The sequence below is a fragment of the Pseudomonas sp. 5P_5.1_Bac1 genome, from assembly GCF_025466015.1.
Classification (GTDB): Bacteria; Pseudomonadota; Gammaproteobacteria; order Pseudomonadales; family Pseudomonadaceae; genus Aquipseudomonas.
On record NZ_JANLNX010000106.1, the window covers coordinates 104,478 to 128,740 of the forward strand.

Here is a 24,263-nt window from a genome sequence, read left to right on the forward strand (position 1 = left end):
ATATCTACGGTAGACAATATATCTATGTGAAGAGATGATTCTTCCCGCCGGAAGCACGAGGGCACGAGCCAACGATCTGGAAGGGGACACGGCGAGCCAGACCCGCGAGACGTTGCGCAATATCGAGAGCCTGCTGGCACAGGCGGGCACGGACAAAGCCCGGATTCTCTCGGCGACGATTTATCTACGGGACATCGCCACGGATTTCGCCGCGATGAATGGCGTCTGCGATGAATGGCTGCCGCTGGGCAGCGCACCGGCACGGGCGACAGTACAGGCGACGCTGTGCGATCCGCGCATGCGGGTGGAAATCAGCGTGATTGCGGCGGCGAACGCCTGACCGGCGAGGAGGGCGGCGTGCTGTCCATCGGGCAGCACGCAAAAAGGCGATTCAGGCCTGCGGTTGCGCCAGGCCACGGCCGCCAACGGGAACATCGCGCAGCGCCTTGACCCACTTGTAGACCGTCGCCCGGCCCATGCTCAGCACGTTGGCCACATAGTCGGCGGCACTGCGTCCTTCGAACGCGCCTTCGGCGTACAGCGCCTCGATGAGGGCGCGTTTGTCTTTCATGCTCAAGGTATTCAGCGACAGTTGCCGCTCGGCCATCCACGCGTGCAGGAAGGTGTTGATGCGCTCCTGCCAGTCATCGCGGAACAGCGCTTCGGGCTGCGGGATCAGGCGGCTGACCTGGAAGAAGGCATTCAGCGCCTCGCGGGCCTGATCGAGCACCGAGAAATTGATGTTGATGCACAGCAGCGCCTCGGGCTGGTCCTGCTCATCGCGCAGCACGCTGGTGATGGAGCGGATCTTCTGGCCGTTCCAGTTGAGCTTTTCATAGGGACCGAGGCTGGAAACCTGGTCGAAGTCGCCGGGCAACTCGTCCAGCGCCGAGTCCTCACCCAAGGTGCGCTTGGAGAAGTTGTTGGCGATGTGCACCACGGTCTGGCTGTGCAGGTCGTGGACGATGACTTCGGCATGGGGGAAGAGCAGGGTGGCGATGCAGTCGGCGATGGTCTTGTAGTTGTCCAGTTTCTTCATGGTTGACGGCAGCGTCCTTGGGGTTGGATCGGGCAGTGGCGGGCATGATAGCAGTTGGTGTGCTGTCGGGCTCTGGGGGGGGGGCGGGGCTGTCCGTGCTCCGGGACGGGCAAAAAAAGATGAACCTCTGCAATCGCCGCTTGCTCAGATCAGTGAGTGATACGCAGATCTGGAACTGACAAGAGGATTCAATGATGAACACACTGTTGCGTAGTGCGGGTTTCGCTCTGGCATTCACCCTGGCCGGCGCCGTGCATGCGGCCCAGGACGCCGATGATTTCGTCGAGGACGCCTCGGCCAAGGGCATCGCGGAAGTCGAAGCGGCGAGGCTCGCGGAAGAGAAGGGCACGGCCAGCGACGTGAAGACGTTCGCGGCGATGATGGTCAAGGACCACACCCAGGCCAACGACAAACTCAAGGCACTGGCAGCGAGCAAGAAACTCGAAGTCTCCAGCGATGCCGACCTTATCGACAAGGCCAAGGCGATGATCCTGGAACTGCGCGGAGCCAAGTCGTTTGACCAGGCCTACGCCAACAACCAGGTCAACGCCCACGAAGCGGCGGTCAAACTGTTCACCAACTACGCCAAGGACGGCAAGGATGCGGAACTGCGCACCTATGCCGAGCAGACCTTGCCGACCCTGAAAACCCATCTGCAGAAAGCCCGGGAGCTGGCTGCGGCTCATGGCGGCAGTTCGGTCGATCCGCACGCCACCACCCGTGATGCCACCGACCCGGTGGTCCCCGGCCCCAACGGCGTTCCGGTGACCCCGAAAGATCACGCTGAAACCAAGCCCTGAGTAACGGCCGAGCGGGGCGCCATTGCGATGGCCCCCGCAGGTTCTACGGGGCGCTGCAGAAAGGATCGGCGGGTTGCGGCAGCCCATCCGCACTGATCGGGTACAGCACCCGCCAGCCATCAGGCCCGAACACCATCAGATAGCTCTGACAATTACCAAACGGCACCGCCACATCCTGCTGGCGAAACGCGCGCATCCGCGCCGGTGTTGCTGCCTCATCTGCGTAGAGAATCAGCCATGCCACGGCACGAATGAACTGACCGTGACTGACCACCAGAATGTCCTCGGCCTCATGCCGGGCCAGCCGATCCAGCAGGGTTTGGGCACGGTCCAGCAACTGGCGGAAAGACTCCGCATCCTCACCATCCCGAAACGCCGCATCGCCTTGTGCCCAGTAGCCATCGGCCTGAGGTTTGCGCTGCGCCTGAGTGCTGCCATTGAAGCGGCGCGGGCTGAGGTAAGTGAACTCCTCGACTGGCCAGGTTGCGGTTGGCACATCCGGGAATCGCTGGATGATGGGCTGGGCGGTCATGCGTGCGCGGTCGAAGGGCGAGTACACGATCAGTTGCGGCGCATGGTCGAGGGCAGCAGCGAGCGCGGTGGCCTGTTTGCGGCCGTTTTCGGTCAGCGGGATAGTGTCTGGATCCGTGGTGACGAGGCCGGCGTTGGCGGCGCTTTCGGCGTGGCGAATCAGACGGACGTGTTTGCGGTCAAGGGTGGCGCTCATGTTTGCGGGGCTCTGATTGTCTTCTGGGCCTGTGCTCGCGAAGCCCTGCCCAAGTTCATCGCAGGAGGGACTTCATAGTTCAAGTATCAGGTTTCCTTCCATTGTTCATGGTTCTCACCGGTAGCGGTGCCCGCCGGGCGCATGATTATATTTCCCCAGGCGCCAATAAACGCGAAACCAACAAAACCTCCAAGGCTGCCTCACTCTTTTCCCCTATTCCTTGAACGCTGCCCCAACCAATAAACGTTTGATAAAAAACAGGTGCTGCTATGAATGGCAAAGTTCTGCTGGCTCTCGTTTGCGGTGGATTCCTCTCGGGCAATGGATTTGCTGCGGATTCGGTAACCGTTATTTCCTACGGTGGGGCGAGCAAGGAGGCTCAGGTCGGGGCCTTTTACAAGCCCTTTGAGCGTCACTCCGGCAAGAAGGTGGTGGCCGGCGAATGGAACGGTGAAATGGCCAAGCTCAAAGCCATGGTCAGCACCAACAGTACGTCCTGGGATGTGCTGGATGTCGAGGACACGGACCTTGCCCGTGGTTGTGAGGAAGGCTTGTTCGAGAAGCTGGACCATGACCGCCTCGGCATCAAGGACCCGCTGGTCGAGGGCACTCGCAGCGAATGCGGGCTAGGGATCTTCGTCTGGTCGAACGTGCTGGCGTACAACGCCGACAAACTCAAGGAAGCGCCACAGGGCTGGAGCGATTTCTGGGACCTCAAAAAGTTTCCGGGCAAACGCAGCCTGCGCAAGTCGGCGCGGGGCTCGCTTGAGTTCGCGCTGATGGCCGACGGTGTTCCGCCCGCTGAGGTATACAAGCTGCTCGCAACGCCAGCGGGCGTCGACCGGGCCTTTGCCAAGCTGGACCAGATCAAGTCCAGCATCCAGTGGTGGGAAGCCGGCGCCCAGCCGCCGCAATACCTGATGGCCGGTGATGTGGTGATGAGTTCGGCGTACAACGGTCGCATTCACGCGGCCAAGACCAGCGGCGCGAATTTACAGGTGGTCTGGTCCGGCAATCTGTACCAGTTCGATGATTGGGCCATTCCCAAAGGCACGCCGAACCTGGATGCCGCCTACGACTTCATCGCCTTCTCCATGCGTCCCGAGCAGCAAAAGCTCTACACCGAGAAAATGGCCTACGGCCCGTCCAACACGGCGGCTGCGGCATTGCTCAGCAAGGACCTGGAGGCAGACCTGCCGACCAATCCGGCCAATATGAAGAACGCCCTGCAAATGGATGTGAATTTCTGGCTGGATCATGGCGAGGCACTGGAGGAGCGCTTCATTGCCTGGTCCAGTCGCTGAAACCGCGCACGTTTTCCCTTGGCCGAAAGGCCCGTCGATGGCGCCTTTCGGGGCGCCATCGGCGTTTTTGCCTAAACGTTCGATACCTTCTTGAAGTAGGTAGTTAGCAGGGGTTCTTCGTTGCTGACAGTCGTAGAGCGAAGCCGGGCTGGCGCCCTAAAGTACCGGCCTATCGACGCGACCGTGCTGATGACCGAGAAGGCTTCGCCCCATGACCAAGAACAACTCCATCCCCCTCGACCTCAATATCCTGCTCAACCTGCGCCAGAAGCTGGAGGCGGAAACGACGGCGGAAATCCGCTTCGATGCCGCGACACGCGCTGTCTACGCGTCGGAAGCGTCCAACTACCGGCAGTTGCCCATCGGCGTGGTGATCCCTCGGACCCTCGAGGACATCGTCACCACGGTCGCCCTGTGCAAGGACGCGGGTCTGCCGTTGCTGCCCCGTGGCGCGGGAACCTCCATGTGTGGTCAGTCGGTGAATGCGGCCGTTGTGATCGATGCCTCGAAATATTTGCACGGGATAGAGTTCATCGATGCCGAACGACGGCTTGCGCGCGTGCAGCCAGGCGTTATCTGCGACCAGCTCAAGGACGAGGCGGCGAAAGTCGGGCTGACCTTCGGCCCCGATCCCGCGACCCACAGCCGTTGCACGTTGGGCGGCATGATCGGCAACAACTCATGCGGTGCACACTCGGTGATGGCCGGCAAGACCGTTGAAAACATCGAGCGTCTGGAGGTCTTGACCTACGACGGCGAGCGCTTCTGGGTCGGCCCCACGGATGACCGCACGTTCCGCGAGCATCTCCAGGCAGGCGGCCAACGTGCGGCGATCGTCCAGGGGCTCAAGGACCTGGTGGATCACTACGAAGACGAGATTCGCCAAGGCTTCCCGAAACTCAAGCGCCGCGTCTCGGGCTACAACCTGGATCAGCTCCTGCCGGAAAACGGCTTCAATATCGCCCGGGCCCTGGTGGGCGTGGAGGGGACCTGTGTCACGGTCCTGCAGGCTGAAACCTTGCTGGTGAAGAACCCGACGCACCGTGTCCTGGTGGTACTCGGTTACGCGGAAATCTACGAAGCCGCCGATTCGGTCCCGCAATTGCTGCCACTGAGCCCAATCGCGATGGAAGGGCTGGATGACGGCATCATCGGCGGCCTGAAAGAACGCGGCATGAAGCTCGCCGATATCGCCGAGCTGCCCGCCGGCAACGCCTGGCTGATGATCGAGTTCGGCGCCTTGTCGAGTGAAGAGGCCACCGCGCTTGCCCGTCGGGCGGTGGACATCGCGCCGCTATTGCCCGGCCAGCCCAGTGCTCGCCTGGTGACGGACAAGGGGCTGATGAACCGGATCTGGACCATTCGCGAAACCGGAGCCTCCGCGACGTCCCTGGGGCTGGACCCAAACACGCCGGACCCGGTGGTCGGCTGGGAAGACGCGGCCGTCGAGCCGGAACATCTGGGCAAATACCTGCGGGAATTCAGGGCGCTGGTCGGGCGGTACGGTTACAAGACCAACCTGTACGGCCACTTCGGCGACGGCTGCATTCACTCGCGGATTACTTTCGATCTGAAATCCGACAGCGGGGTGCAGGACTGGCGTGCCTTCCTTGATGAAGCGGCACGACTGGTCGTGCGTTACGGCGGCTCGTTGTCCGGCGAACATGGTGATGGTCAGGCGAAGGGTGAGTACCTGCACATCATGTACCCGCCGGCGATCATGCAGGCCTTCGCTGAATTCAAGGCCCTGTGGGATCCGCTCAACCGGATGAACCCGGGCAAGCTCATTCATGCCATGCCGGTGGATGCCAACCTGCGCATGGGCCCTGACTACAGCCGCCGCGAGGTCGAAAGCCAGTTCACCTACGATGCGCGCCTGGGGAACAAGGGACTGGCCCGCGAGTCGGAGCGTTGCATTGGCATGGGCAAATGCCGCTCGCTGGACGGTGGCACCATGTGCCCGAGTTTCCGCGCGACCCGCGAAGAGAAGTACTCCACACGAGGCCGCGCCCGGTTGTTCTTCGAATTGCTCAAGGGCGAGGTGATCGAGGACGGCTGGCAGAGCGAGGAGGTGAAGGACTCCCTCGATCTGTGCCTGAGCTGCAAGGGCTGCAAGACGGATTGCCCGACCCATGTGAACATCGCCCGCTACAAGACCGAGTTCCTCAACCGTTACTACGCCGACAAACGCCGCCCGGTCATGGATGCCATGATCGGCCGTATCGGCGCGTGGCTGCCCCATGCCACCAAACTGTCCCCAGTGCTGAACTACGCCATGGGCAATCCGCTGGTGCGCACGGCGGGCGCCTGGTTCGGGCTTGCCAGGGACGCGAAATTCCCGAAGATCGCGCCGCAAAGCTTCCGCTCCGGCGCGACGGCACAGCGCATTCTGAAGAGCGACGGTAGTCGCCGTGGCACCGACGTACTGCTGTGGGTGGACAGCTTCAATAACGGTTTCACCCCCAGCGTGCTGGAAGCCGGCGTGCAGGTACTGGAGCGGCTTGGCTTCAGCGTGAAGCTGATGAAGCGCCACGTTTGCTGCGGCCGCCCTTATTACGACGTGGGCATGATCGATCAGGCCAAGGCCAATCTCGCGCAGATTCTCGACCAGTTGGAGCCGGTGCTAGAGGAAAACATGCCGGTGCTCGTGCTTGAACCGAGCTGCCTGTCGGTGTTCCGGGACGAAATGCCGGGGCTGTTCCCGGACGATGTGCGGGCGAAGAAGCTGGAAAAGTCGATCATGACCCTCAGCGAGTTCATCCGCAGTCGCGCCCTGGAGTTGCCGGCGATCGACGCGGACGTGCGGATCCACGGGCACTGCCATCAGAAATCCTGCGGCGGAATGGGTGCCGAACAAGGGGTGCTGGAGAAGCTCGGCGGCAAGGGGCAAGTGATTCAGGCGGGCTGCTGCGGTGTCGCGGGCGCCTACGCCTATCATTCCAAAACGTCCCCGATTGCCAAGGTGATTGGCGAACAGGAGTTCAAGCCGCATCTCGACTGCATCCCCGAGGAAACCCCGGTGGTCGCCGACGGATTCAGTTGCCGGGGACAGATTCGCAATGTCAGTGGCCGCGAAGCGATGCATTTGGCCGAATATCTGGCCAAGGTCCTCTCCTAGCGTTTCATGACAGGGCAGATGGCTGCTATGGTCGCTCCACGACAGGCCGCCTTCTGCTGCGCTTTCGATACACCTTCAGGAAAGCTGGACAATGAAGCTCGACGTCGCGATTGAACATACGGTGCTGCGCGAAGCCACGGTGGTTGCCGGGGCAGGGGCGATGGACCGGGAAATCACCTGGGTCCATATCGTCGACCACCCGGAAATCACCAACTGGCTCAAGCCCGGTGAGTTGCTGCTGACCACCGGTTACAACTGGCCAGAGGCGGATGAAGACTCCCGCGACATGGTGCGCCGCCTCAGCGAGATCGGCCTGGCCGGCGTGGTGCTGGCGGTTCCGCACTTTCGCGAGCACTTCACCCAGGCCGCCATCGACGAGGCCAACCGTTGCAACCTGCCGTTGCTGGAACTGCCCTGGGAGATCCAGTTCAGCGAGATCATGCACGACGTGCTGGCCCGCATCATCAATATCCAGGCGGAAACCATCCGCCGCTCGGACCTGATCCATCGCACGCTGACTGAAGCCGCGCTGGAGATGAACAACCTCGAAGGTCTCGCCAGGGCGCTGCACGCTGCCCTGGACAAGACGGCCACGGTGGTTTCCATCGATGGCACGCTGCTCGGCAGTTCAGACCCGCAGGCCCGTGAGGAATACGAGCGTGAAGTGATTCGCGACCTTACCGCGCACAACAGTCTTGCCGAGTTGTTCAAGGACAACGCCCCGGTGGTCTTGCCGGGCGGTTCACGGCTGGGTGCTTCACGACTGGGCGGCGCGATCAAGCTTCGCGGCGAGATTGCCGCCGTGGTGTGGCTGGAGGGTGAAACCGATCAATTCGGCGAACTCGACACCCGGGCCCTGGAGCATTCGGTGGTCATCGCCGCCTTGCACCTGGCTTACCAGCGGCAGTTGTCCGATCAGGAAACCCGCCTTGGCCATGCCTTTGTCGCCGGTCTGCTGGAAGGCAAGTTTTCCGCGACGCCCAGCGCCATCGAGCGCGCCCGGGCGTCCGGCTGGAGCGAGAGCCGCAGCTACCGGGTCTGTCTGGTGCTGGTCAACGAGCCCATTCCACTGTCCATCGAGGGTTTCAATCGCCGCGCGAAACTGGCTGACCGGATCGCCTCGGCGATGCAGACCTTCAGCGTCGCGCCGCTGATTTCGGTGTCCCTGAACCAGATCAGCTTTCTGCTGCCTGCCGAAGTAGCCCCCGAGTCGGTCTGGAAAACCATCCGCACCGAAGGCAGTGCGCTGGCGGTGAGTCGGGTTCATCGCGGCGTGGATGGAATGGCGCTGGGCTCCGAGGATGTTGCGGCGCTGCTTCCGTTGTTGCGGCCGGGGAAACTCCATGACTTCGATGAGGTGCTTTTCCCCCGGGCCCTGATGGGCGACGCCGATGCCCGGCGGTTGTTGCTGGAGCGGATGATTGTGCCGCTGGAACACCCCAAGCGTGGCAACTCGCTCACCGATACGGCGTTGTGTCTGGCGCGCGAGGGCTTTCAGCTACTCAATACCGCGAAGGCGCTGGATATTCATATCAGCACCTTGCGTTACCGGGTCGAGCGTATCGAAAGCCTTCTCGGGATTTCCCTGGATAACCCGGAAGATCGTTTCAAGCTGCAAGTCGCGGCACAGATGCACAGGTTGGTATCCGAGGAATTCTGAAGCGTTCCGCCCTTGAGAAACGTGGCACCCAGAAGGCCCGCCTGGTGATAACCGGCGGGCTTTTTCGCGTCTCCCGCCCGCGTTTGTCGTTCCTGTTTTGGGTGTGAATCACCCGGCTTATCCTCCTACGCCGAGTACGTATCTGCGTCGGGGAGCGGTGAATAGCATGTGCTCACTGACACACAAAGGTGAACACCATGTCCTCTCAACAAAAACCGCCAGTCTCCGCCCGTGCACAGCATGTCTCCAATGGCATTGCCGTTGCCCATCCGATCACCGTAAGCCGCGCCGCCGGCGCCTACCTCTGGGATGACCAGGGCAAGAAGTACCTGGACTTCGTCGGCGGCATCGGTGTGCTCAACGTCGGCCACAACCATCCGCGGGTTGTCGAAGCCGTGCGCAAGCAACTGGAGACGTTCTCCCATATCTGCTTCCAGGTGGCCGCCTATGACCAATACATCGAGTTGGCTGCCCAACTGAACAAGCTGGTGGGCGGCGAAGAACACTACAAGTCGGTGTTCCTGACCACGGGCGCCGAAGCGGTGGAAAACGCCATCAAGATCGCCCGGGCCCACACCAACCGTCCCGGCGTGATCGCCTTCCGCGGCGGCTTCCACGGCCGCACGCTGATGGGCATGACCCTCACGGGCATGAGCCAGCCATACCGGCAGAATTTCGGCCCGCTGGCGCCGGACATCTATCACACCCCGTACCCGAACGAGTACCGCGGCGTGACCACTGAAAAAGCCCTGGCGGCCTTGCAGGAAGTATTCGATACCCAGATTGCCGCTGACCGCGTCGCCGCGATCATCATCGAGCCGGTGCAGGGCGATGGCGGCTTCCTCGCCGCGCCTGTCGAGTTCATGCAAGCCCTGCGCAAGAAGACCGAGGAGCTGGGCATCGTGCTGATCTGCGATGAGATCCAGACTGGCTTCGGTCGCACCGGCAAGCTGTTCGGCTTCCAGCACTCGGGCATCCAGCCTGACCTGATCACCGTTGCCAAGAGCCTGGCGGGCGGGCTGCCGATCTCCGGCGTGGTCGGCCGCGCCGAAATCATGGACGCGCCGCTGCCTGGTGGTTTGGGCGGCACCTATGGCGGCAACCCGCTCGGCTGCGCGGCGGCACTGGAAGTCATCAGCATCTTCGAATCGGAAAGCCTGGTGGAACGCAGCCGCGTGATTGGCGAGCGGCTGATGACCGGCTTCAAGGCACTGGAAGGTCGCTTCAGCAGCATCGGCCATGTCCGCGCAATCGGCGCGATGGCGGCGGTCGAGTTCGTCACCGATCGCGACAGCAAAGAGCCGAATGCCGCGCTGGCGCAGCGGGTTATCGATGCGGCGCGGGAGGAGGGCTTGCTGGTGATCAAGTGCGGCGTGTACCGCAACGTCGTGCGCTTCCTCTGCCCGCTGGTGATCTCCGAGCAGGATGTCGCCGAAGCGCTGGTCATGTTCGAGCGGGCCCTGGTCGCTGTTAACGCCTGATCCCGCGCTCAATCTGTCCTTTTCAAGTGTTTTTGATGGAGTACCTTCAGTGACTACCACTGCAGATGATGTAAAGGCGTGGACGCTGGCTTCGCTCCCCGCCGGCAGCGCCGATAACCAGTCCTACCCGGTAATCAACCCGGCGACCCAACAGGCCTGCGCCAGCGTGCCGGATTGCAGCGCCGCCGATGCGAAAACACTGGCCGATGCCTCGGTCGCAGCGTTCGACACCTGGAAGCACACCAGCGCGTTCCACCGCAGTCAGTTGCTGCGCAAGTGGTTCGACCGGATCGTTTCGGGGGCCAATGAAATTGCCCAGGCGATTTCCAGCGAGATGGGCAAGCCCATCAAGGAAGCCGTGGGGGAGGTGATGTACGCCGCCGGCTTCGCCGAGTGGTATGCCGAGGAAGCCAAGCGGCTGTACGGCGAGACCTTCGCCAGCCAGCACGAGAACAAGCGCCTGTATGCGACCCGTCAGCCGGTCGGCCCGGTTTACGCGGTAACGCCGTGGAATTTCCCTGCAGCGATGATTACCCGCAAGGTCGCGCCGGCACTGGCCGCCGGTTGCACGGTGATCGTCAAGCCTGCGGAGCAATCGCCGCTCACCGCGCTGCTGCTGGAGCAGTACTGGCGCGAGGTTGGTGGTCCGGAAGGCACCTTCCAGGTCATCACCTCCAATAAGCCGGCCGAGATTTCCGGCGTGTTCTTCCAGGACCGGCGCATCCGCAAGCTGACCTTCACCGGCAGTACCGAGGTCGGCGTGCTGCTGTATCGCCAGTCGGCGGAAACCATGAAACGGGTATCGCTGGAACTGGGCGGGCATGCGCCCTTCATTGTGTTCGCCGACGCCGATATCGAGCGCGCCGCCGAAGAGATCATGGCCTGCAAGTTCCGCAACGCAGGGCAAACCTGCGTGTGCACCAACCGCATCTATGTGCACCGGTCGATCAGCGCCCGTTTGATCGATGCGCTGGCGACCCGGATCTCGGCACTGCGGGTCGGTGATCCCGCCGATGAGGGCACCCAGATCGGTCCGCTGGTCGATGAGCAGGGGCTGAACAAGGTCCGCGAGCATGTCGAGGATGCCGTGGGGCGTGGAGCCCGTGTGGTGGTCGGCGGCCAGGCGCTGGGCGGCCTGTATTTCCAGCCGACCTTGCTGTGCGACGTGGCGCCAGGCATGCGCATTCTTGAAGAAGAGACCTTCGGGCCAGTGGCTCCGATTCTCGAGTTCGACACCACCGATGAGGCGGTGGCCGCAGCGAACGATACGCCGTATGGCCTGGCGGCCTATCTGTGGACCCGCGACCTGGATACCGCCCACCGCGTTTCCGAACGCCTGGACTACGGCATCGTCGGCATCAACGACGGTGCACCTTCGACCGCGCAAGCGCCGTTTGGCGGCGTGAAGATGAGTGGGTTGGGGCGTGAAGGCGGGGTCTGGGGGATTCAGGAATACCTGGACACCAAGTTCGTCTCCGTGGCCCTGGCGCCTCGCTGAGCCGGTGATGCTCGTGCGGGGCTGGCGCTTGCAGATCTGCCGGCCTCGCATGCCCTTAACTACAAAAACAAAAAGGTAAACGTAGATGGACGCGAGTGTAGCTGTCGACAAGTCGCAGCATGAAAGCCATCTGAAGGCGGGACTGAAGTCCCGGCATCTGACCATGATGTCCATTGCCGGTGTGATCGGCGGCTCATTGTTCGTTGGCTCCGGGAGTGTGATTCACAGTGCAGGTCCGGCTGCCGTTCTGGCTTTCCTCACGGGTGGCATTCTCATGATGTTGATCATGCGGATGCTCGGCGAAATGGCCACGGCCTCGCCGGACACCGGTTCCTTTTCCACCTACGCCGATCGCGCGATTGGGCGCTGGGCGGGCTTCACCATCGGTTGGTTGTACTGGGGCTATTGGGTCGCGCTCATGGCCTGGGAAGCCTATGTCGCCGGCAAGATTCTCAACGGCTGGTTTCCGTCGGTCAGTGTCAACGTCTTCGTCCTGGCGACCACGTTGCTGCTGATCAGCATCAACTTCTTCAACGTGAAGAACTACGGTGAGTTCGAGTTCTGGTTCGCGCTGATCAAGGTGGTCGCCATCGTGTGCTTCCTGCTGGTGGGTTGCCTGGCCGTGCTGAACATCTGGACCATCGGCGAGGTCAGCGGCATCAGCAATCTCACCGCCCATGGTTTCGTCCCCAACGGCTTCGAGCCGGTCGTGGGCGCGATGCTCGGAGTGATGTTCGCCTTCCTCGGCGCGGAAATCGCCACCATCGCCGCGTCGGAATCGAAGAACCCTTCCCAGCAGATCATCAAGACCACCAAGTCGGTGGTGTGGCGTGTCGGGCTGTTCTATGTCGGTTCGATTTTCCTGATCGTCTGCCTGGTGCCGTGGAACGACCCGATGCTCGGTCAATCCGGCTACGGCTCCTACCGTCGCACCCTGGAACTGCTGGGCGTTCCGGGCGCCGAGTGGCTGATGAACTTCGTCGTGCTCACCTCGGTCAGCAGTTGCCTGATCTCGGCGCATTACACCGCTTCGCGGATGCTGTTCTCGCTGGCCAGCCGTGGCGATGCGCCGGCGTTCTTCAAGCTGACCAAAGCCGGCACCGGTGTGCCGATGTACGCGATCATCGGCTCCTGCCTGGTGGCGGTGGTGATGGCGCTGATCAACTTCAGTGACGAACTGCGCCCGCGGGATGTGTTGGATACGCTGATGAACATGACCGGCACCATCGCGCTGCTGGTTTACTTGGTCATCGCCTGTTCGCAACTGAAGATGCGCCGCAAGCTGGAAGCGAGCGGCAAGGACATTCCGCTGAAGATGTGGCTGTTCCCGTGGCTGACCTGGGCGGTGATCGTGTTTATCGTGACCTGCCTGAGTGCCATGTGCTTCATGCCTGACTACCAGGTGCTGGTGATTTCCACTGGCGGGGCGGGGCTGTGCCTGGCGCTGCTCGGGATGGTGCATCAGGCGCGCTGTTCCAAGCGCGCCCGTCACCGCTGATCAGACCGCGGCCGGCCCAGTGTGGGCCGGCCGCGGTGCATTGTGTTTATCCCAAAGTAGCGGTTCGCGGCTGAGGTTTGCGCCATTGGGAGAATGGGGGCAGGGCGCCGGGCCTGTAACACTGGCGCTGGCCAAACAGCCCAAAAGGAGCGAACGACCATGGCAACGAGTTCCCTGCACGCACAACGTCAGATCACCCTGAGTGCTACGCCGGATGAGGTCTGGCAGCGCATCGGCGACTTCAACGGCCTGCACCTCTGGCACCCGGCGGTCAGCGCCAGCCAGTTGCTCGCCGGCAGCAACAATCAGGCGGGCGCCGAACGGCTGCTGACCCTGGGCAACGGCGCGACCATTCACGAGCGGCTGCTGGAACACTCGGACAGCCAGCGGCTGTATCGCTACGGCATCATCGAATCACCGTTGCCAGCGCGGGATTACCAATCGCTGCTGCGCGTCGAGCCGGCAGCCGACGGCCAGGCGCTGGTGACCTGGCAGGCGGAGTTCGTGGCGGACGGCGCGTCTGATGAAGAGGCCTTGGCGGTTGTTGAAGGCATCTACGCTGACGGCCTCGATCAGTTGCGGCAGTTGTTTGCTTCCTGACTCAGCGTTGTTGTCGCGCTGATCAGGGGAGGGCAGGCAACCACCAGACGGTTGCGCCCACCTTCCTTGGCCGCATACAGCGCCCGGTCGGCGGCATCGATCAGGGCCTGCTGCGGTTCCAGGGCGGGCCCCGACGCGCAGGCCAGGCCGATGCTCACGGTAACGTGGCCGAAGGGGCTTTCTGCATGAAGGATATCCAGTCGGTTCAGCGCCTCCAGCACCAGCTTCGCGACCACTGTCGCGCCTTCGGCATCGGTGTTGGGCAAGATGATCGCCATTTCCTCGCCACCGTAGCGCGCCACCAGATCCGGCGGCCGGCGGATGCAACCGGCCAGGGCGCTGGCCACCTCGCGCAGGCAGGCATCGCCGGCCGGATGGCCGTAGCGGTCGTTGTAGCGCTTGAAGAAATCGATATCTAGCATGAGCAGCGCCAGTGGCGTTGTATCCCGTTGCGCGCGGCGGATTTCCATGGACAGGGTCTGGTCGAAGCAGCGTCGGTTGGCCAGTCCGGTCAGGGCGTCGTCCATGGCCAGGCGTTCGAGTTGCTTGTTGCTGTCGAGCAACTGCTGTTGTGCCACCCGCAAGTCGCCTTCCACCGTGATCCGTCGGCGGATATCACGGATCAGCAACCAGCCGATGACACCAACGACGGCCAGCAGACCGGACACCACCAACAACGACAGCATCGCCTCGAGACGCCAGGCTGCCAAGGCTTCGTTCTTGCCGAGGGCGACCGTGGTCACCAGCGGCAGGCGATCGCTTTTGCGAAACGCATAAAGCCGCTCGACGCCGTCCAGGCTGGACGTGAACGACGCGGTGCCCACCGTCTTGTCGACCAGGTACTTGGCGTAGATCGGCGAGTTGGAGAAGTTGCGGCCCATGTCCTGTTCGCGGAACGGGTAACGCACCAGCAGCGTACCGTCAGTGTTGGTCAGGCCGATCGCGCCATCCTGGCCGAGGTCGAGGGTGCCGAACAGACGCAGGAAGTTCTCGATGCCCAGGGTGACCGCCACGACGCCGGCGAAGCTGCCGTCCGCGTCGTTGAAACGGCGGCTGATAGTGATCACCCACTCCTGGTTGGAGCGGCTGCGGATCGGCGGGCCGATGAAGGGCTCGCGGGACGGGTCGTCGCGGTGATGGACGAAATAGGCGCGGTCGCTGCTGTTGGCGCCGACTGGCGTCGGCCGGTTGGACGCCATCAGCCAGTGACCCTGCCGGTCATACACGGTGATGCCGCTCAACTGCGGCATCAATGGTTGCTGGCGCGCGACCAACTGCTTCAACCGGGCGATCTGCGCAGGGCCGCTGCCCTCGGTTTCCAGGCGCTCGACCAGACCGAGCAAGAGTAGCGAGCTTTGCCGCACAATCCCTTCGGAATAGGTCACCAGCGCCTGGGTCAGGTTCAAACCGTGGACATCGATTTCTTCCAGCGCGCGTTCGCGTGAGGCCATGACCTTCCACAGCGTCAACGAAGCCAGCGAACAACCGATAAGCAAAAGCAGAAGGACAACGAGGTGGATGTCACGCTTCACGTCAGTACCTGATGGAGAGTCCGGATTCCCGTGCTGGCGGTGGCGGGCGACCGCAGCGAAAGGCACATTCCTGGCCTGGCGCAAGAATACAGGCTGATCCGACGCAGCAGTAGAGGCAAAGAGGAGGGCGCGGCGCTCTGGAACAGGGCCGTCAGGTGCAGGGTGTGGCTGCGTCATTCAATTGCTTGAGCGAACATTCGATGATTTACATGGGCGGTTCTTTGTTAATTCGTGATGCTCGAACTCATAACTACACTAAATGAGTATTTAGTGTAGTTATTCCTAAAAGTTATCAATGGCGTAGGAGGGTGATGATTAACTTCCATAATCCGCCATTATTTAGCCCGCAATGAGTTACTTTCCGAGTTGGATGCGTCAAAGCCCCCATAGTTACCTCAAAGTTGCTGAACTTCTGGATGCGCAGAGCCTGCCCCATATCGCTTAGGTAAATGCTGCGGTTGATATAGATATCCTGTTGAAGAGCTTCATCTCCGTACCCGGTCAGCACCAAAGTACATCAGGTGAAACTTACAAGATCGATATCGAACCGTGAGCGCCTGGACAAACACGACCTGTTGACACTGTTTCACGCCGTGCCCGCAGTGATCCTTCAAAGTCTCGTAGTGGACAGCCAGGAAGATTTGTTCGAGCAATCCCGCGATGTGTAAACCAACAGCCGGACCGTACGAGTCGAGCCGCTAGAAATTCTCCCATCCAGTTCTGACGGGGTTGCTGTGGTGGACGTGGGCCAACGTGGCTGGCTATTACAAGGCGTGTGGCTCTCAGGTTGCGTTTGTGTTGGGTTACATCGCTGAGGTCAGGCAGCGAGCTGCGACGGAGCTATTAGAGCCAGGGGGTTGGCTTTAAATCTCTCCACTCACGGCCTGAAAGCCACATACGAAGATTCGCATAATGTATATTATGTTAAATGATATGCCATGTTAAATTTGTTCCTGAGTATCTGTCTGTTTCAGTTCTCCGAAGTAAAAATTCCAAATTTCGTGCCCTACAGATTCCAAATGGAAAACGGTACCCCGCTTGGATTCTTTACCCGCGCAGGCAGTCACGTCACAGCCAATCCTCGCTTACCGAGGCCCTGAGCCGCTCCGTCCAACCTGAGGAATGACTTACTGCTTCGGATCTCCAGGCCACCAACACGCTGAGGAAAACTCTTTGCCTTCTACCATTCACTCTCGCTCATGCTCCTCTACGACAGGTCACTTGTTTCTTCGCCGGTTATCTGTGATCGCCCAAGAAGCCAGTCGCCGTGTCGGTTACCTTCGTGCTTGCGGGTGGCAACGCCTTTTCACTAATCCACAGCTCATTCATCGAGCGTTGGTCATTGGCGCTTGGCCGAGTCCCTCAATAGTTCTCCTTGATACCCGGCATCAGCGGCAGCAGGTAGCCCCTCAGACTTCCAGTAACTATCAGAACTGGAAGTCTCGAAACGTTGTTATCGGTGGTCAAAAATGAGCTCCGAGCCTAAACCGCTCTTCGAGGCACTCGAACCGTTCCTGGATCAAGATTTTACCCGCGAGGGCTCATCAATCGCTTTTGTTCAGGCCTACCTAGGCAGCTTCGATGCACAGCTTTCTGCTTTACGTGGTTACGACGCCGTTCGTGCGTTCTTACGTCTGTACGAAAGCAGTGAGCAAACATTCAATTCGTACAGAACCCACGTTGAGCGGCTGCTCCTATGGGCATTGATTGTTCGGAAAAAACCGATCTTCACCCTGAAGCGGCCAGACGCCGAGGCCTATCTGACATTCTGTCGAAATCCGCCATTGGAATGGATCGGGCCAGTCACTCGCGGTCGATTTATCTCCAACGGCGATTCAGAACGCGCGGCGGCGTTTCCGTTGGTACCAAACCCGAAATGGAAGCCATTCAGTCAAAAAATTCAGAAAAATAGCGGCCGAGACGAGCCAAATCCCACGTATGCGGCATCAAAAGGAACCATGAACCAAGTGTTTTCGGTTTGCAGTAGCTTTTTCGAGTTCCTGGCCGAGGATGCTTTGGTGAGCGTGAACCCTTTCAGGCTCGTCAGGAACAAGCAAGATTTCAGTGGGGTAGCCAGCGAGGCTCAGGCCCGAGCTTTAACACCATTGCAGTGGGACTATGTCGTTGAGACGGCGGAGGCAATGGCCTTTGCTGACCCAGTTAGGCATGAACGCACCCTTTTCATCCTAGCCACTCTTTTCTCAATGTATTTGCGCATCTCTGACTTGGTAGGTCGCGCAAACTGGGAACCGTGTATGGGAGATTTTCGCCAGGATGCTGAAGGAAACTGGTGGTATCACGTCATCGGCAAAGGAAACAAACCGGGGAAAATCGCTGTACGAGATGACTATGTTCAACGTTATCTCAAACGCTATCGCAGCTTTCTCGGTTTGTTACCGTTACCGACAGATAACGAGAGAACCAGCCTGCTCAAGACTCTCGATGGCCGGCCAGGGCTCTCTGGGCGGCAGGTACGCGCCCTCCTCCAATCCGTTTTCGATAACGCGCTGAAGAAAATGAAGGCGGAGGGACGGGAAGCTTATGAGATGAATAGCCTGCACTCTGCTTCAGCCCATTGGTTGAGGCACACATCGGCGACGTTCGATGCTCCGTTTCGAAAGGCCAAAGACTTGCAGCTTGATCTACGCCACAGCAATCTCAGCACGACCCAGGACACTTATTACCACTCCCATGACCAAGAACGAATGCACTCCATAAGGCGCTTAGGGATGAAAGACCGGGGATAAGCTAACTCGCAGTGTTCCTCGCGCTGTAGTGGTCTACTAACCCCGGACGAGGTGTCTGATGACCAAGCAACGCCGTACCTTTACTCCTGAGTTCAAGCGCGAAGCAGCCTGCCTGGTGCTCGATCAAGGCTACAGCCATGCTGAAGCAGCCCGTTCACTCGGCTTGGTCGAGTCGGCCCTGCGCCGGTGGGTCAATCAGCTTCAGCAAGAGCGCGGCGGCATCACGCCGGCCAGCAAAGCGTTGACGCCAGAGCAGCAAAAAATCCAAGAGTTGGAAGCTCGCATCACGCGTCTTGAACGCGAGAAGTCGATACTAAAAAAGGCTACCGCGCTCTTGATGTCGGAAGATCTCGAGCGTACGCGCTGATCCGTCAGCTCAGCGCCCATGAGCCCGTTGATTGTTTGTGCGAAGTGTTCGATGTCACTCGCTCAAGTTATTACGCACATCGTCACAAAAGACGAACTCCGGACGTTGAGCGACTGCGCTTGCGCAGTCGAGTGAATGAGTTGTTCACGCGAGGGCGAAGTGCGCCCGGCAGCCGCAGCATCAAGGCAATGATGCAAGAAGAGGGTGAGCAAATCGGGCGATTCAAGGTACGCAGCCTGATGCGTGAACTGGCGTTGGTCAGCAAGCAGCCAGGATCACATGCGTACAAAAAGGCCACAGTGGAGCGGCCAGATATTCCAAATACCTTGAACCGAGCGTTTGATGTCGAAGCGCCAAATCAGGTCTGGTGTGGCGACATCACTTACATTTGGGCGCAGGGCAAATGGCACTATCTGGCGGTTGTTCTGGATCTCTATGCACGCAGAGTGGCGGGCTGGGCCTTATCAGAAAAGCCGGACGCAGACCTCGTGGTCAAAGCGCTGGAAGTGGCATACGAGCAGCGTGGAGAGTCTCAAGGGCTGCTGTTCCATTCCGACCAGGGATCGCAACATGGCAGCCGTCAGTTTCGCCAAAGGCTGTGGCGCTATCGCATGCGCCAGAGCATGAGCCGCCGAGGCAACTGCTGGGATAATGCGCCGATGGAGCGAGTATTCCGTAGCTTGAAATCAGAGTGGATACCGACCACGGGTTACATGACCGGGCAGCAAGCTCAACGAGACATTAGCCAATACCTGATGAACCACTACAACTGGATCCGACCCCATCAATTCAACGATGGACTGGCTCCGGCGAAAGCGGAAGAAAAACTCAAAACCGTGTCCGGGATGAGTTGACCACTACAGAAGCAGCCCAAATGCGATTTTTTGGTCTGCTCACCACATCCATGAATAGCGAGATCCCCCGCTCTATCCATCGCTTAACTTAAACGCCCGCTTTGCATTGCCTGCCAGGAACAAGCTGGATACCTCCTCGCCCAGGTCGAGTGACGCAATACCTGCGAGGCAGTCGGCGGGTGTCAACATTGGATAGTTGGTGCCGAATAATACCTTGCCCCGCCCTGCCCCACGCAGGTAGTTGACCAACTCTTGAGGATAACGGCTGGCCTTGTAGGCTGAAGTATCCACGTAGACGTTAGGGTACTTCATCATCAGCGAGATCATTTCGGATACCCATGGAAAGCCGATATGCCCACCGACGATGCGCAATTCCGGGAACTCATGCGCAACGTAGTCCAGATACGGAATGGGCCGCCCTGGCTCCGAGGGCATCATGGGCCCAGCATGCCCAACCTGCACGCAGAGGGTGACATCCAGTTCGATGCATTCCGCATAGAGCGGGTAGAACCGGCGGTCGTCGGGCGGCAGCCCCCAGAGCCAAGGCAGAATGCGCAAGCCCTTGAAGCCGTGGTTTCGAACGTACTGCCTCAATACCCTGACTGCAGCCATCGGCTGGCGAATATCAACCGAGGCGATACCGAACACCTGCTCAGGCCGACTTTGCACCGCCAAGGCCACACGCTCGTTGGAAATCAGCTCACCGCGTGGCCCCACCCAGGCGCTTGCAAATACCTTGGATACCCCTTGTTCGCTGAACCCCTGCAGCACTTCATCACAGGCGAGGTCACGGTCTTGTTCGGCCAACCCTTGCCAGGCGGTCGGCCAACGCCTTAGCGAGTCGAACAATGGGTCTCGCAAGAACGACCTGGAAGGAATCTGCATCCAGGCATCAATAATTTCAGTCATCTACTTGCCTCGTTGATACCCGCGACGCCACCCCGGCACCGCGGGCCGAACCTGGGTTCTCAGACACCCATGATTTCCTTGCGGCGCAGGTCCTGCGCGCGGCGGTTGCCTGCATCGCTCATGCCTGCCGGGAGCTCGCCATCGAGCAGTGTGGTCCGTTGTTCAATCTGCTGGATGACCGCGTCTTGCAGGGCTCTCTTGGACATCGCATAGGCAACGTTGCAATCCGGGGTAATGCAACGGGCGTAGGCAATTGCACGCGACAGCAGTTCGGATTCTTCGACCACTTCATGGAAGAACCCGAGCTTTTCCGCCTGTTCCAGGGAGTACAGTTCACCTTTCAGAGTGGTCAACGCTCCCACCTGGGCACCCAACGCATATTTGATGATCTCGACGTAGGCAGCCGGCATCGGGATACCAATCGGCACTTCGTTGAGGCCGAACTTGGCCGGTTTGCGCGCGGCAACCCTGAAGTCACAGTCAAGTGCGGTAATCAGCCCGCCCGCTATGGCATGGCCATTGATCGCAGCGACGGTCGGCCGGGGGTACTGGAAGATCCGCAGATTGGTTGCACGGTACTCGGCGTACCACTGGCGAATGCGTTCCTGGTCGAGGCTGCCAAACACATCGAAGCTGTATTTGAAGTCGATACCGGCCGAGAATACATTGCCCTGTCCGGTGAGGATGACCGGCAATTCACTGAACTCTTCCTCCAATCGGTCGAAAGCATCGTGCAGGTCCTTGAAGAAGGTCGCGTTCTGCACGTTGACCTTGTTGCTGTTCATGCGCACGACCGCACAGCCGTCGATCACGTCAATTTGCCAAGCCATATGACTACTCCTGTTCTCGCCTGCCGACACTGCGGCAATCACTTTCAGTTGGACGGTGGGTCAGCACGCAATGAGGTTGATTTCTTCGCTCATCATCTCGCGCATCTTGAACTTCTGTACTTTCCCCGAGAGGGTCATGGGATAGCTCGCCACAAAGCGGATATACCGAGGGATCTTGTAGCGGGCGATCTGGCCCTCGCAGAACTGCCTGACGTCCTCTTCGCAGAGGCTTTTGCCGGTGCGGGTAATGATCCACACACACAACTCTTCGCCATAGACCGAATCGGGGACGCCAATGACTTGAGCGTCCTGGATAGCCGGATGGCGGTAGAGAAACTCCTCGATCTCGCGGGGGGAGATGTTTTCGCCACCGCGTATAACCATGTCCTTGATCCGTCCGGTGATACTCACATAGCCCTCGGCGTCCATCGTCGCCAGGTCGCCACTGTGGATCCAGCCCTCACCATCGATCGTTTCACCGGTTTTTTCCGGCTCGTCCCAGTAGCCCTGCATCAACGAGTAGCCACGGATACACAGTTCACCCACGCTACCCAGCGGGACGATGCGGCCGGTCAGCGGGTCAATGATCTTGGACTCCAGATGAGGATGAACCCTGCCGATCGTCGACACGCGCTTTTCAAGCGGCGTATCGGTCGTGCTTTGATAACTCGCAGGGCTAGTTTCGGTCATGCCATAAGCGATGGTCACATCGCGCATGTGCATCTCGCGCTGTACGCGCTTCATCACCTCGATCGGGCAAGCGGTGCCGGCCATGATGCCGGTGCGCAATGTGCTCAGGTCAAACTCGTGGAATCGTGGATGATCCAGCTCGGTAATGAACATCGTCGGCACGCCATGCAGGGCCGTACAGCGTTCGTCCTGCACGGCTTGCAGCACAGCGACCGGGTCGAATGAACCGTTCGGGTAGACGATGGTGGCGCCGTGAGTAAGTGCCGCCAGGTTTCCCACCACCATGCCGAAACAATGGAATAGCGGTACAGGGATGCACAGACGGTCCTGGGCGCTCAGCTTGATCGCTTTTCCCAGGAAGAAGCCGTTGTTCAACACCCCGCGATGGGTCAATGCGGCGCCCTTGGGCAAGCCGGTGGTGCCACTGGTGAACTGGATGTTCATCACATCGTTGGCCGCAAGCGACCCGCTGACGACCTTGAGCGCCGGATCGCAGGCGCTGCCTCGGGCCATCAGGTCGATGAAGCTCAGGCACCCGGGCACGTCTTCTTGGCTGAGCTGGATCACCGTCTTCAGCTCGGGCAGGCGCTTGGCCTGTAGCTCACCAGGGGTCGACTGGTCGAGCTCGGGCAACACCGCCCTGAGCAACTCCAGATAGTCGGTGGTCTTGAACTGGGTCATGCTTATCAGGGTTTTACACCCAGATTTGTGCAAAGCGTACTCCAGCTCGGCCGAGCGGTACGCGGGGTTCAGATTGACCAGCACCACACCGATTTTGGCGGCAGCGATCTGGATCATCAGCCACTCGACGCTGTTGTTGAGGCACAGCCCGAGTCGGTCATGCGGCTGCAGCCCGAGCGCGAGCAAGGCACTTGCCAACACATCGCACTGGCCCTGCAGTTGCCGGTAACTCAAGCGCACCCCTTGATGGCAGGATACAACCGCTTCATTGTCGGGATACTGCGACGCAATGTGGTCAAACCACGCGCCCACGGTAGATTCGATCAATGGGGTGTCAGTGGCGCCTCGCGCGTAACTCGCGTTGTCGGTATTCATTATTATTGTCTCAACCTTGGTTCACAGTTTTGGCATCGCAGCGTAACCACGAAGCCGAGCGTTGTTGCCTGCGCTCGTCCGTCAACATTGACTCCAAGTATCGATAACGGCGTGTGATCGACCCCTTCACTCTACGAGCATGCGTCAGGTGGGGATATTGGCAATTTTGACGATAACTGTGCTGCTTTCGCCAATCCCCCACACGCCGTAGCGCCCAGGGCCATAAGACGCCGATCAGAGTCGCTGCGTGTTACCAGAGGGGCAGGCTATAAGTGATAAACAGCCGGTTCTCATCCAGGTCAGCGAGAAAGTTGCTTCGCGTTGTCGCGTTACGCCACTTGATTGCAACGTTCTTCAAGGGGCCGCTCTGAATGACGTAGCCAATATCCATGTTGCGCTCCCAGGTCTTGCCGTCGTCCAGGCCTGGGCCGCGGTCAACGTTGTCACCCGAAAGGTAGCGGGTCATCAGGGTCAGCCCGGGGATGCCCCAGGCAACGAAATCGTAGTCATAGCGAAGCTGCCACGACTGCTCGTCCTTGTTGCCGAAGTCGTTGATCTGCACCTGATTGAGCAAGGCGTTATCCGCACCGTTGACGAAGGCAAAGCCGGTATCACCCGTCAGGTACTGGTAGCCGGCGCTGAACGCATGGGCACCGGTTCGGTAGGTGAACAGCGCACCAATCGCATCGTTATCGACATTGCTGCCTCCATCGTCGACTGAACGCGCGAAGCGGATGTCCGACTTGAGGCTCTGGCCTGGGCCCAGCGGCAACTGGTGCACCAGGTTGACCAGGTGCTGCTGGTAGATCCCATCCAGCGCGGCGAAGTAATAGCTGCCCGAAAGCTCAGGCGACCATTGATACTTGCCACCGGCGAACAGGAAATCATCGCTGGTAGTGGTACTGCCGAGGATGATGTTGCGCTTGCCCGCGTTATAGACGGTGAGTTTTTCATTGTCTGACGAGTCACGTTGGTTCACCCGGTCGAGCTTGGCGACATCCAGGGTCAGGTTGTCCACATCGTTGCTGGTCAACCAGGCGCCGCGGTAGGTCTGGGGCAACAAGCGAGAATCATTGCGCATCAAGGGTGGCAAGATCGGCTGCAGGGTGCCCACTTTCAAGGTGCTCTTGGCCAGCCGCACCTTCGCTGTCACGGCCAGTTCGCCGTATTCATCCTGCGCACGACGCGGCGCCTCCTTGTCGCTCTTGAGCAAGCCCGTGCCGACCCGGTCCGGGCTGGAGTCAAGCTTGAGCCCGAGCAGGCCGGTGGCATCCAGACCAAACCCCAGCGCCCCCGGCGTGAAGCCGGATTCGAAGCGAAACTGGAAACCCTGGCCCCACTCCTCCGCTTTCGCCTGGGTCGCGTTGCTTTGGCGAAAGTCACGGTTCATGTAGAAGTTTCGTAAGTCCAGGCTGCCCTTACTGTCGTCAAGGAACGCGGCCTGGGCGCCCGCAGCCAAGCCCAGCACGGGTGTCAGGCAGAGTAGATGAACAGACACTTTCGCGATATTCGGCATTCGCAGTCTTCCTATTATTATTGTTGTCGCGGTTATT

The 24,263-nt window shown here is 60.1% G+C and carries 18 protein-coding genes; 11 read left to right on the forward strand and 7 right to left on the reverse strand.

Going from position 1 to position 24,263, the window contains the following annotated elements:
• The first annotated feature begins 34 nt into the window (after positions 1-34).
• Positions 35-340: a RidA family protein gene (locus tag NTD82_RS23065; protein WP_262130414.1), complete on the forward strand. Its 306-nt coding sequence runs from the start codon at positions 35-37 to the stop codon at positions 338-340.
• 51 nt (positions 341-391) lie between these two features.
• On the opposite strand, the gene NTD82_RS23070 is transcribed toward NTD82_RS23065, so the two are convergent.
• The gene (locus tag NTD82_RS23070) at positions 392-1,039 is read right to left on the reverse strand and encodes a transcriptional regulator (RefSeq protein WP_262130415.1); all 648 of its coding nucleotides are present in this window, start codon (positions 1,037-1,039) and stop codon (positions 392-394) included.
• A gap of 194 nt (positions 1,040-1,233) precedes the next feature.
• Between NTD82_RS23070 and NTD82_RS23075 the strand changes: the two genes are divergently transcribed.
• Positions 1,234-1,839, forward strand: a complete 606-nt coding sequence (locus NTD82_RS23075) for a DUF4142 domain-containing protein (protein WP_110970664.1) — start codon at positions 1,234-1,236, stop codon at positions 1,837-1,839.
• A gap of 43 nt (positions 1,840-1,882) precedes the next feature.
• Here NTD82_RS23075 and NTD82_RS23080 read toward each other — a convergent pair whose 3' ends face one another.
• Positions 1,883-2,566, reverse strand: coding sequence for a histidine phosphatase family protein (locus NTD82_RS23080; protein WP_262130416.1), 684 nt, complete (start codon positions 2,564-2,566; stop codon positions 1,883-1,885).
• 269 nt (positions 2,567-2,835) lie between these two features.
• On the opposite strand from NTD82_RS23080, the gene NTD82_RS23085 reads away from it, so the two are divergent.
• The 7 genes from NTD82_RS23085 to NTD82_RS23115 all read left to right on the forward strand — a co-directional run bounded on the left by NTD82_RS23085 (position 2,836) and on the right by NTD82_RS23115 (position 13,725).
• Positions 2,836-3,870 carry an ABC transporter substrate-binding protein gene (locus NTD82_RS23085; protein WP_262130417.1) on the forward strand — a complete coding sequence of 345 codons (1,035 nt, stop codon included), beginning with the start codon at positions 2,836-2,838 and terminating at the stop codon, positions 3,868-3,870.
• A 211-nt stretch (positions 3,871-4,081) separates the two neighbouring features.
• Positions 4,082-6,988 carry an FAD-binding and (Fe-S)-binding domain-containing protein gene (locus NTD82_RS23090; protein WP_262130418.1) on the forward strand — a complete coding sequence of 969 codons (2,907 nt, stop codon included), beginning with the start codon at positions 4,082-4,084 and terminating at the stop codon, positions 6,986-6,988.
• A gap of 91 nt (positions 6,989-7,079) precedes the next feature.
• Entirely contained in the window at positions 7,080-8,648 is a 1,569-nt protein-coding gene (locus tag NTD82_RS23095; RefSeq protein ID WP_262130419.1) for a PucR family transcriptional regulator, read from the forward strand.
• Positions 8,649-8,845: 197 nt separating this feature from the next.
• Positions 8,846-10,129 (forward strand): 4-aminobutyrate--2-oxoglutarate transaminase, encoded by a 1,284-nt coding sequence (gene gabT, locus NTD82_RS23100; protein WP_262130420.1) that lies wholly within the window; start codon positions 8,846-8,848, stop codon positions 10,127-10,129.
• A gap of 49 nt (positions 10,130-10,178) precedes the next feature.
• Positions 10,179-11,627: an NAD-dependent succinate-semialdehyde dehydrogenase gene (locus NTD82_RS23105; RefSeq protein WP_262130421.1), complete on the forward strand. Its 1,449-nt coding sequence runs from the start codon at positions 10,179-10,181 to the stop codon at positions 11,625-11,627.
• A gap of 85 nt (positions 11,628-11,712) precedes the next feature.
• On the forward strand, positions 11,713-13,125 hold the full coding sequence (locus tag NTD82_RS23110) for an amino acid permease (RefSeq protein WP_262130422.1): 1,413 nt from the start codon (positions 11,713-11,715) through the stop codon (positions 13,123-13,125).
• A 159-nt stretch (positions 13,126-13,284) separates the two neighbouring features.
• Positions 13,285-13,725 (forward strand): SRPBCC family protein, encoded by a 441-nt coding sequence (locus tag NTD82_RS23115; protein WP_262130423.1) that lies wholly within the window; start codon positions 13,285-13,287, stop codon positions 13,723-13,725.
• Here NTD82_RS23115 and NTD82_RS23120 read toward each other — a convergent pair.
• Entirely contained in the window at positions 13,698-15,257 is a 1,560-nt protein-coding gene (locus NTD82_RS23120) for a diguanylate cyclase (protein WP_262130424.1), read from the reverse strand. The genes NTD82_RS23115 and NTD82_RS23120 overlap by 28 nt on opposite strands.
• Before the next feature lie 1,469 nt (positions 15,258-16,726).
• On the opposite strand from NTD82_RS23120, the gene NTD82_RS23125 reads away from it, so the two are divergent.
• Both NTD82_RS23125 and NTD82_RS23130 read left to right on the forward strand, forming a co-directional pair.
• Positions 16,727-18,004, forward strand: coding sequence for a tyrosine-type recombinase/integrase (locus NTD82_RS23125; protein WP_262130425.1), 1,278 nt, complete (start codon positions 16,727-16,729; stop codon positions 18,002-18,004).
• A 58-nt stretch (positions 18,005-18,062) separates the two neighbouring features.
• Positions 18,063-19,225, forward strand: a protein-coding gene (locus tag NTD82_RS23130; RefSeq protein ID WP_262130426.1) for an IS3 family transposase whose coding sequence is annotated in 2 segments (ribosomal slippage) — positions 18,063-18,318 and positions 18,318-19,225 — 1,164 coding nt in all. Because the reading frame shifts where the segments join, the coding sequence is not laid out codon by codon here.
• Positions 19,226-19,297: 72 nt separating this feature from the next.
• Here NTD82_RS23130 and NTD82_RS23135 read toward each other — a convergent pair.
• The 4 genes from NTD82_RS23135 to NTD82_RS23150 all read right to left on the reverse strand — a co-directional run bounded on the left by NTD82_RS23135 (position 19,298) and on the right by NTD82_RS23150 (position 24,226).
• Complete coding sequence (locus NTD82_RS23135) at positions 19,298-20,134, reverse strand: amidohydrolase family protein (protein ID WP_262130427.1); 837 nt, start codon at positions 20,132-20,134, stop codon at positions 19,298-19,300.
• 59 nt (positions 20,135-20,193) lie between these two features.
• Complete coding sequence (locus NTD82_RS23140) at positions 20,194-20,964, reverse strand: enoyl-CoA hydratase/isomerase family protein (RefSeq protein ID WP_262130428.1); 771 nt, start codon at positions 20,962-20,964, stop codon at positions 20,194-20,196.
• 60 nt (positions 20,965-21,024) lie between these two features.
• Entirely contained in the window at positions 21,025-22,710 is a 1,686-nt protein-coding gene (locus NTD82_RS23145) for an AMP-binding protein (protein WP_262130429.1), read from the reverse strand.
• Between the two features lie 250 nt (positions 22,711-22,960).
• Complete coding sequence (locus NTD82_RS23150) at positions 22,961-24,226, reverse strand: OprD family porin (RefSeq protein WP_262130430.1); 1,266 nt, start codon at positions 24,224-24,226, stop codon at positions 22,961-22,963.
• Positions 24,227-24,263 lie beyond the last annotated feature (37 nt).

Coding starts and splice junctions, on each gene's coding strand:
- NTD82_RS23095 (WP_262130419.1), top strand. CDS start 7,080: ATGAAGCTCGACGTCGCGATTGAACATACGGTGCTGCGCGAAGCCACG.
- NTD82_RS23075 (WP_110970664.1), top strand. CDS start 1,234: ATGAACACACTGTTGCGTAGTGCGGGTTTCGCTCTGGCATTCACCCTG.
- NTD82_RS23135 (WP_262130427.1), bottom strand. CDS start 20,134: ATGACTGAAATTATTGATGCCTGGATGCAGATTCCTTCCAGGTCGTTC.
- NTD82_RS23080 (WP_262130416.1), bottom strand. CDS start 2,566: ATGAGCGCCACCCTTGACCGCAAACACGTCCGTCTGATTCGCCACGCC.
- NTD82_RS23125 (WP_262130425.1), top strand. CDS start 16,727: ATGAGCTCCGAGCCTAAACCGCTCTTCGAGGCACTCGAACCGTTCCTG.
- NTD82_RS23085 (WP_262130417.1), top strand. CDS start 2,836: ATGAATGGCAAAGTTCTGCTGGCTCTCGTTTGCGGTGGATTCCTCTCG.
- NTD82_RS23070 (WP_262130415.1), bottom strand. CDS start 1,039: ATGAAGAAACTGGACAACTACAAGACCATCGCCGACTGCATCGCCACC.
- NTD82_RS23090 (WP_262130418.1), top strand. CDS start 4,082: ATGACCAAGAACAACTCCATCCCCCTCGACCTCAATATCCTGCTCAAC.
- gabT (WP_262130420.1), top strand. CDS start 8,846: ATGTCCTCTCAACAAAAACCGCCAGTCTCCGCCCGTGCACAGCATGTC.
- NTD82_RS23145 (WP_262130429.1), bottom strand. CDS start 22,710: ATGAATACCGACAACGCGAGTTACGCGCGAGGCGCCACTGACACCCCA.
- NTD82_RS23150 (WP_262130430.1), bottom strand. CDS start 24,226: ATGCCGAATATCGCGAAAGTGTCTGTTCATCTACTCTGCCTGACACCC.
- NTD82_RS23140 (WP_262130428.1), bottom strand. CDS start 20,964: ATGGCTTGGCAAATTGACGTGATCGACGGCTGTGCGGTCGTGCGCATG.
- NTD82_RS23065 (WP_262130414.1), top strand. CDS start 35: ATGATTCTTCCCGCCGGAAGCACGAGGGCACGAGCCAACGATCTGGAA.
- NTD82_RS23115 (WP_262130423.1), top strand. CDS start 13,285: ATGGCAACGAGTTCCCTGCACGCACAACGTCAGATCACCCTGAGTGCT.
- NTD82_RS23110 (WP_262130422.1), top strand. CDS start 11,713: ATGGACGCGAGTGTAGCTGTCGACAAGTCGCAGCATGAAAGCCATCTG.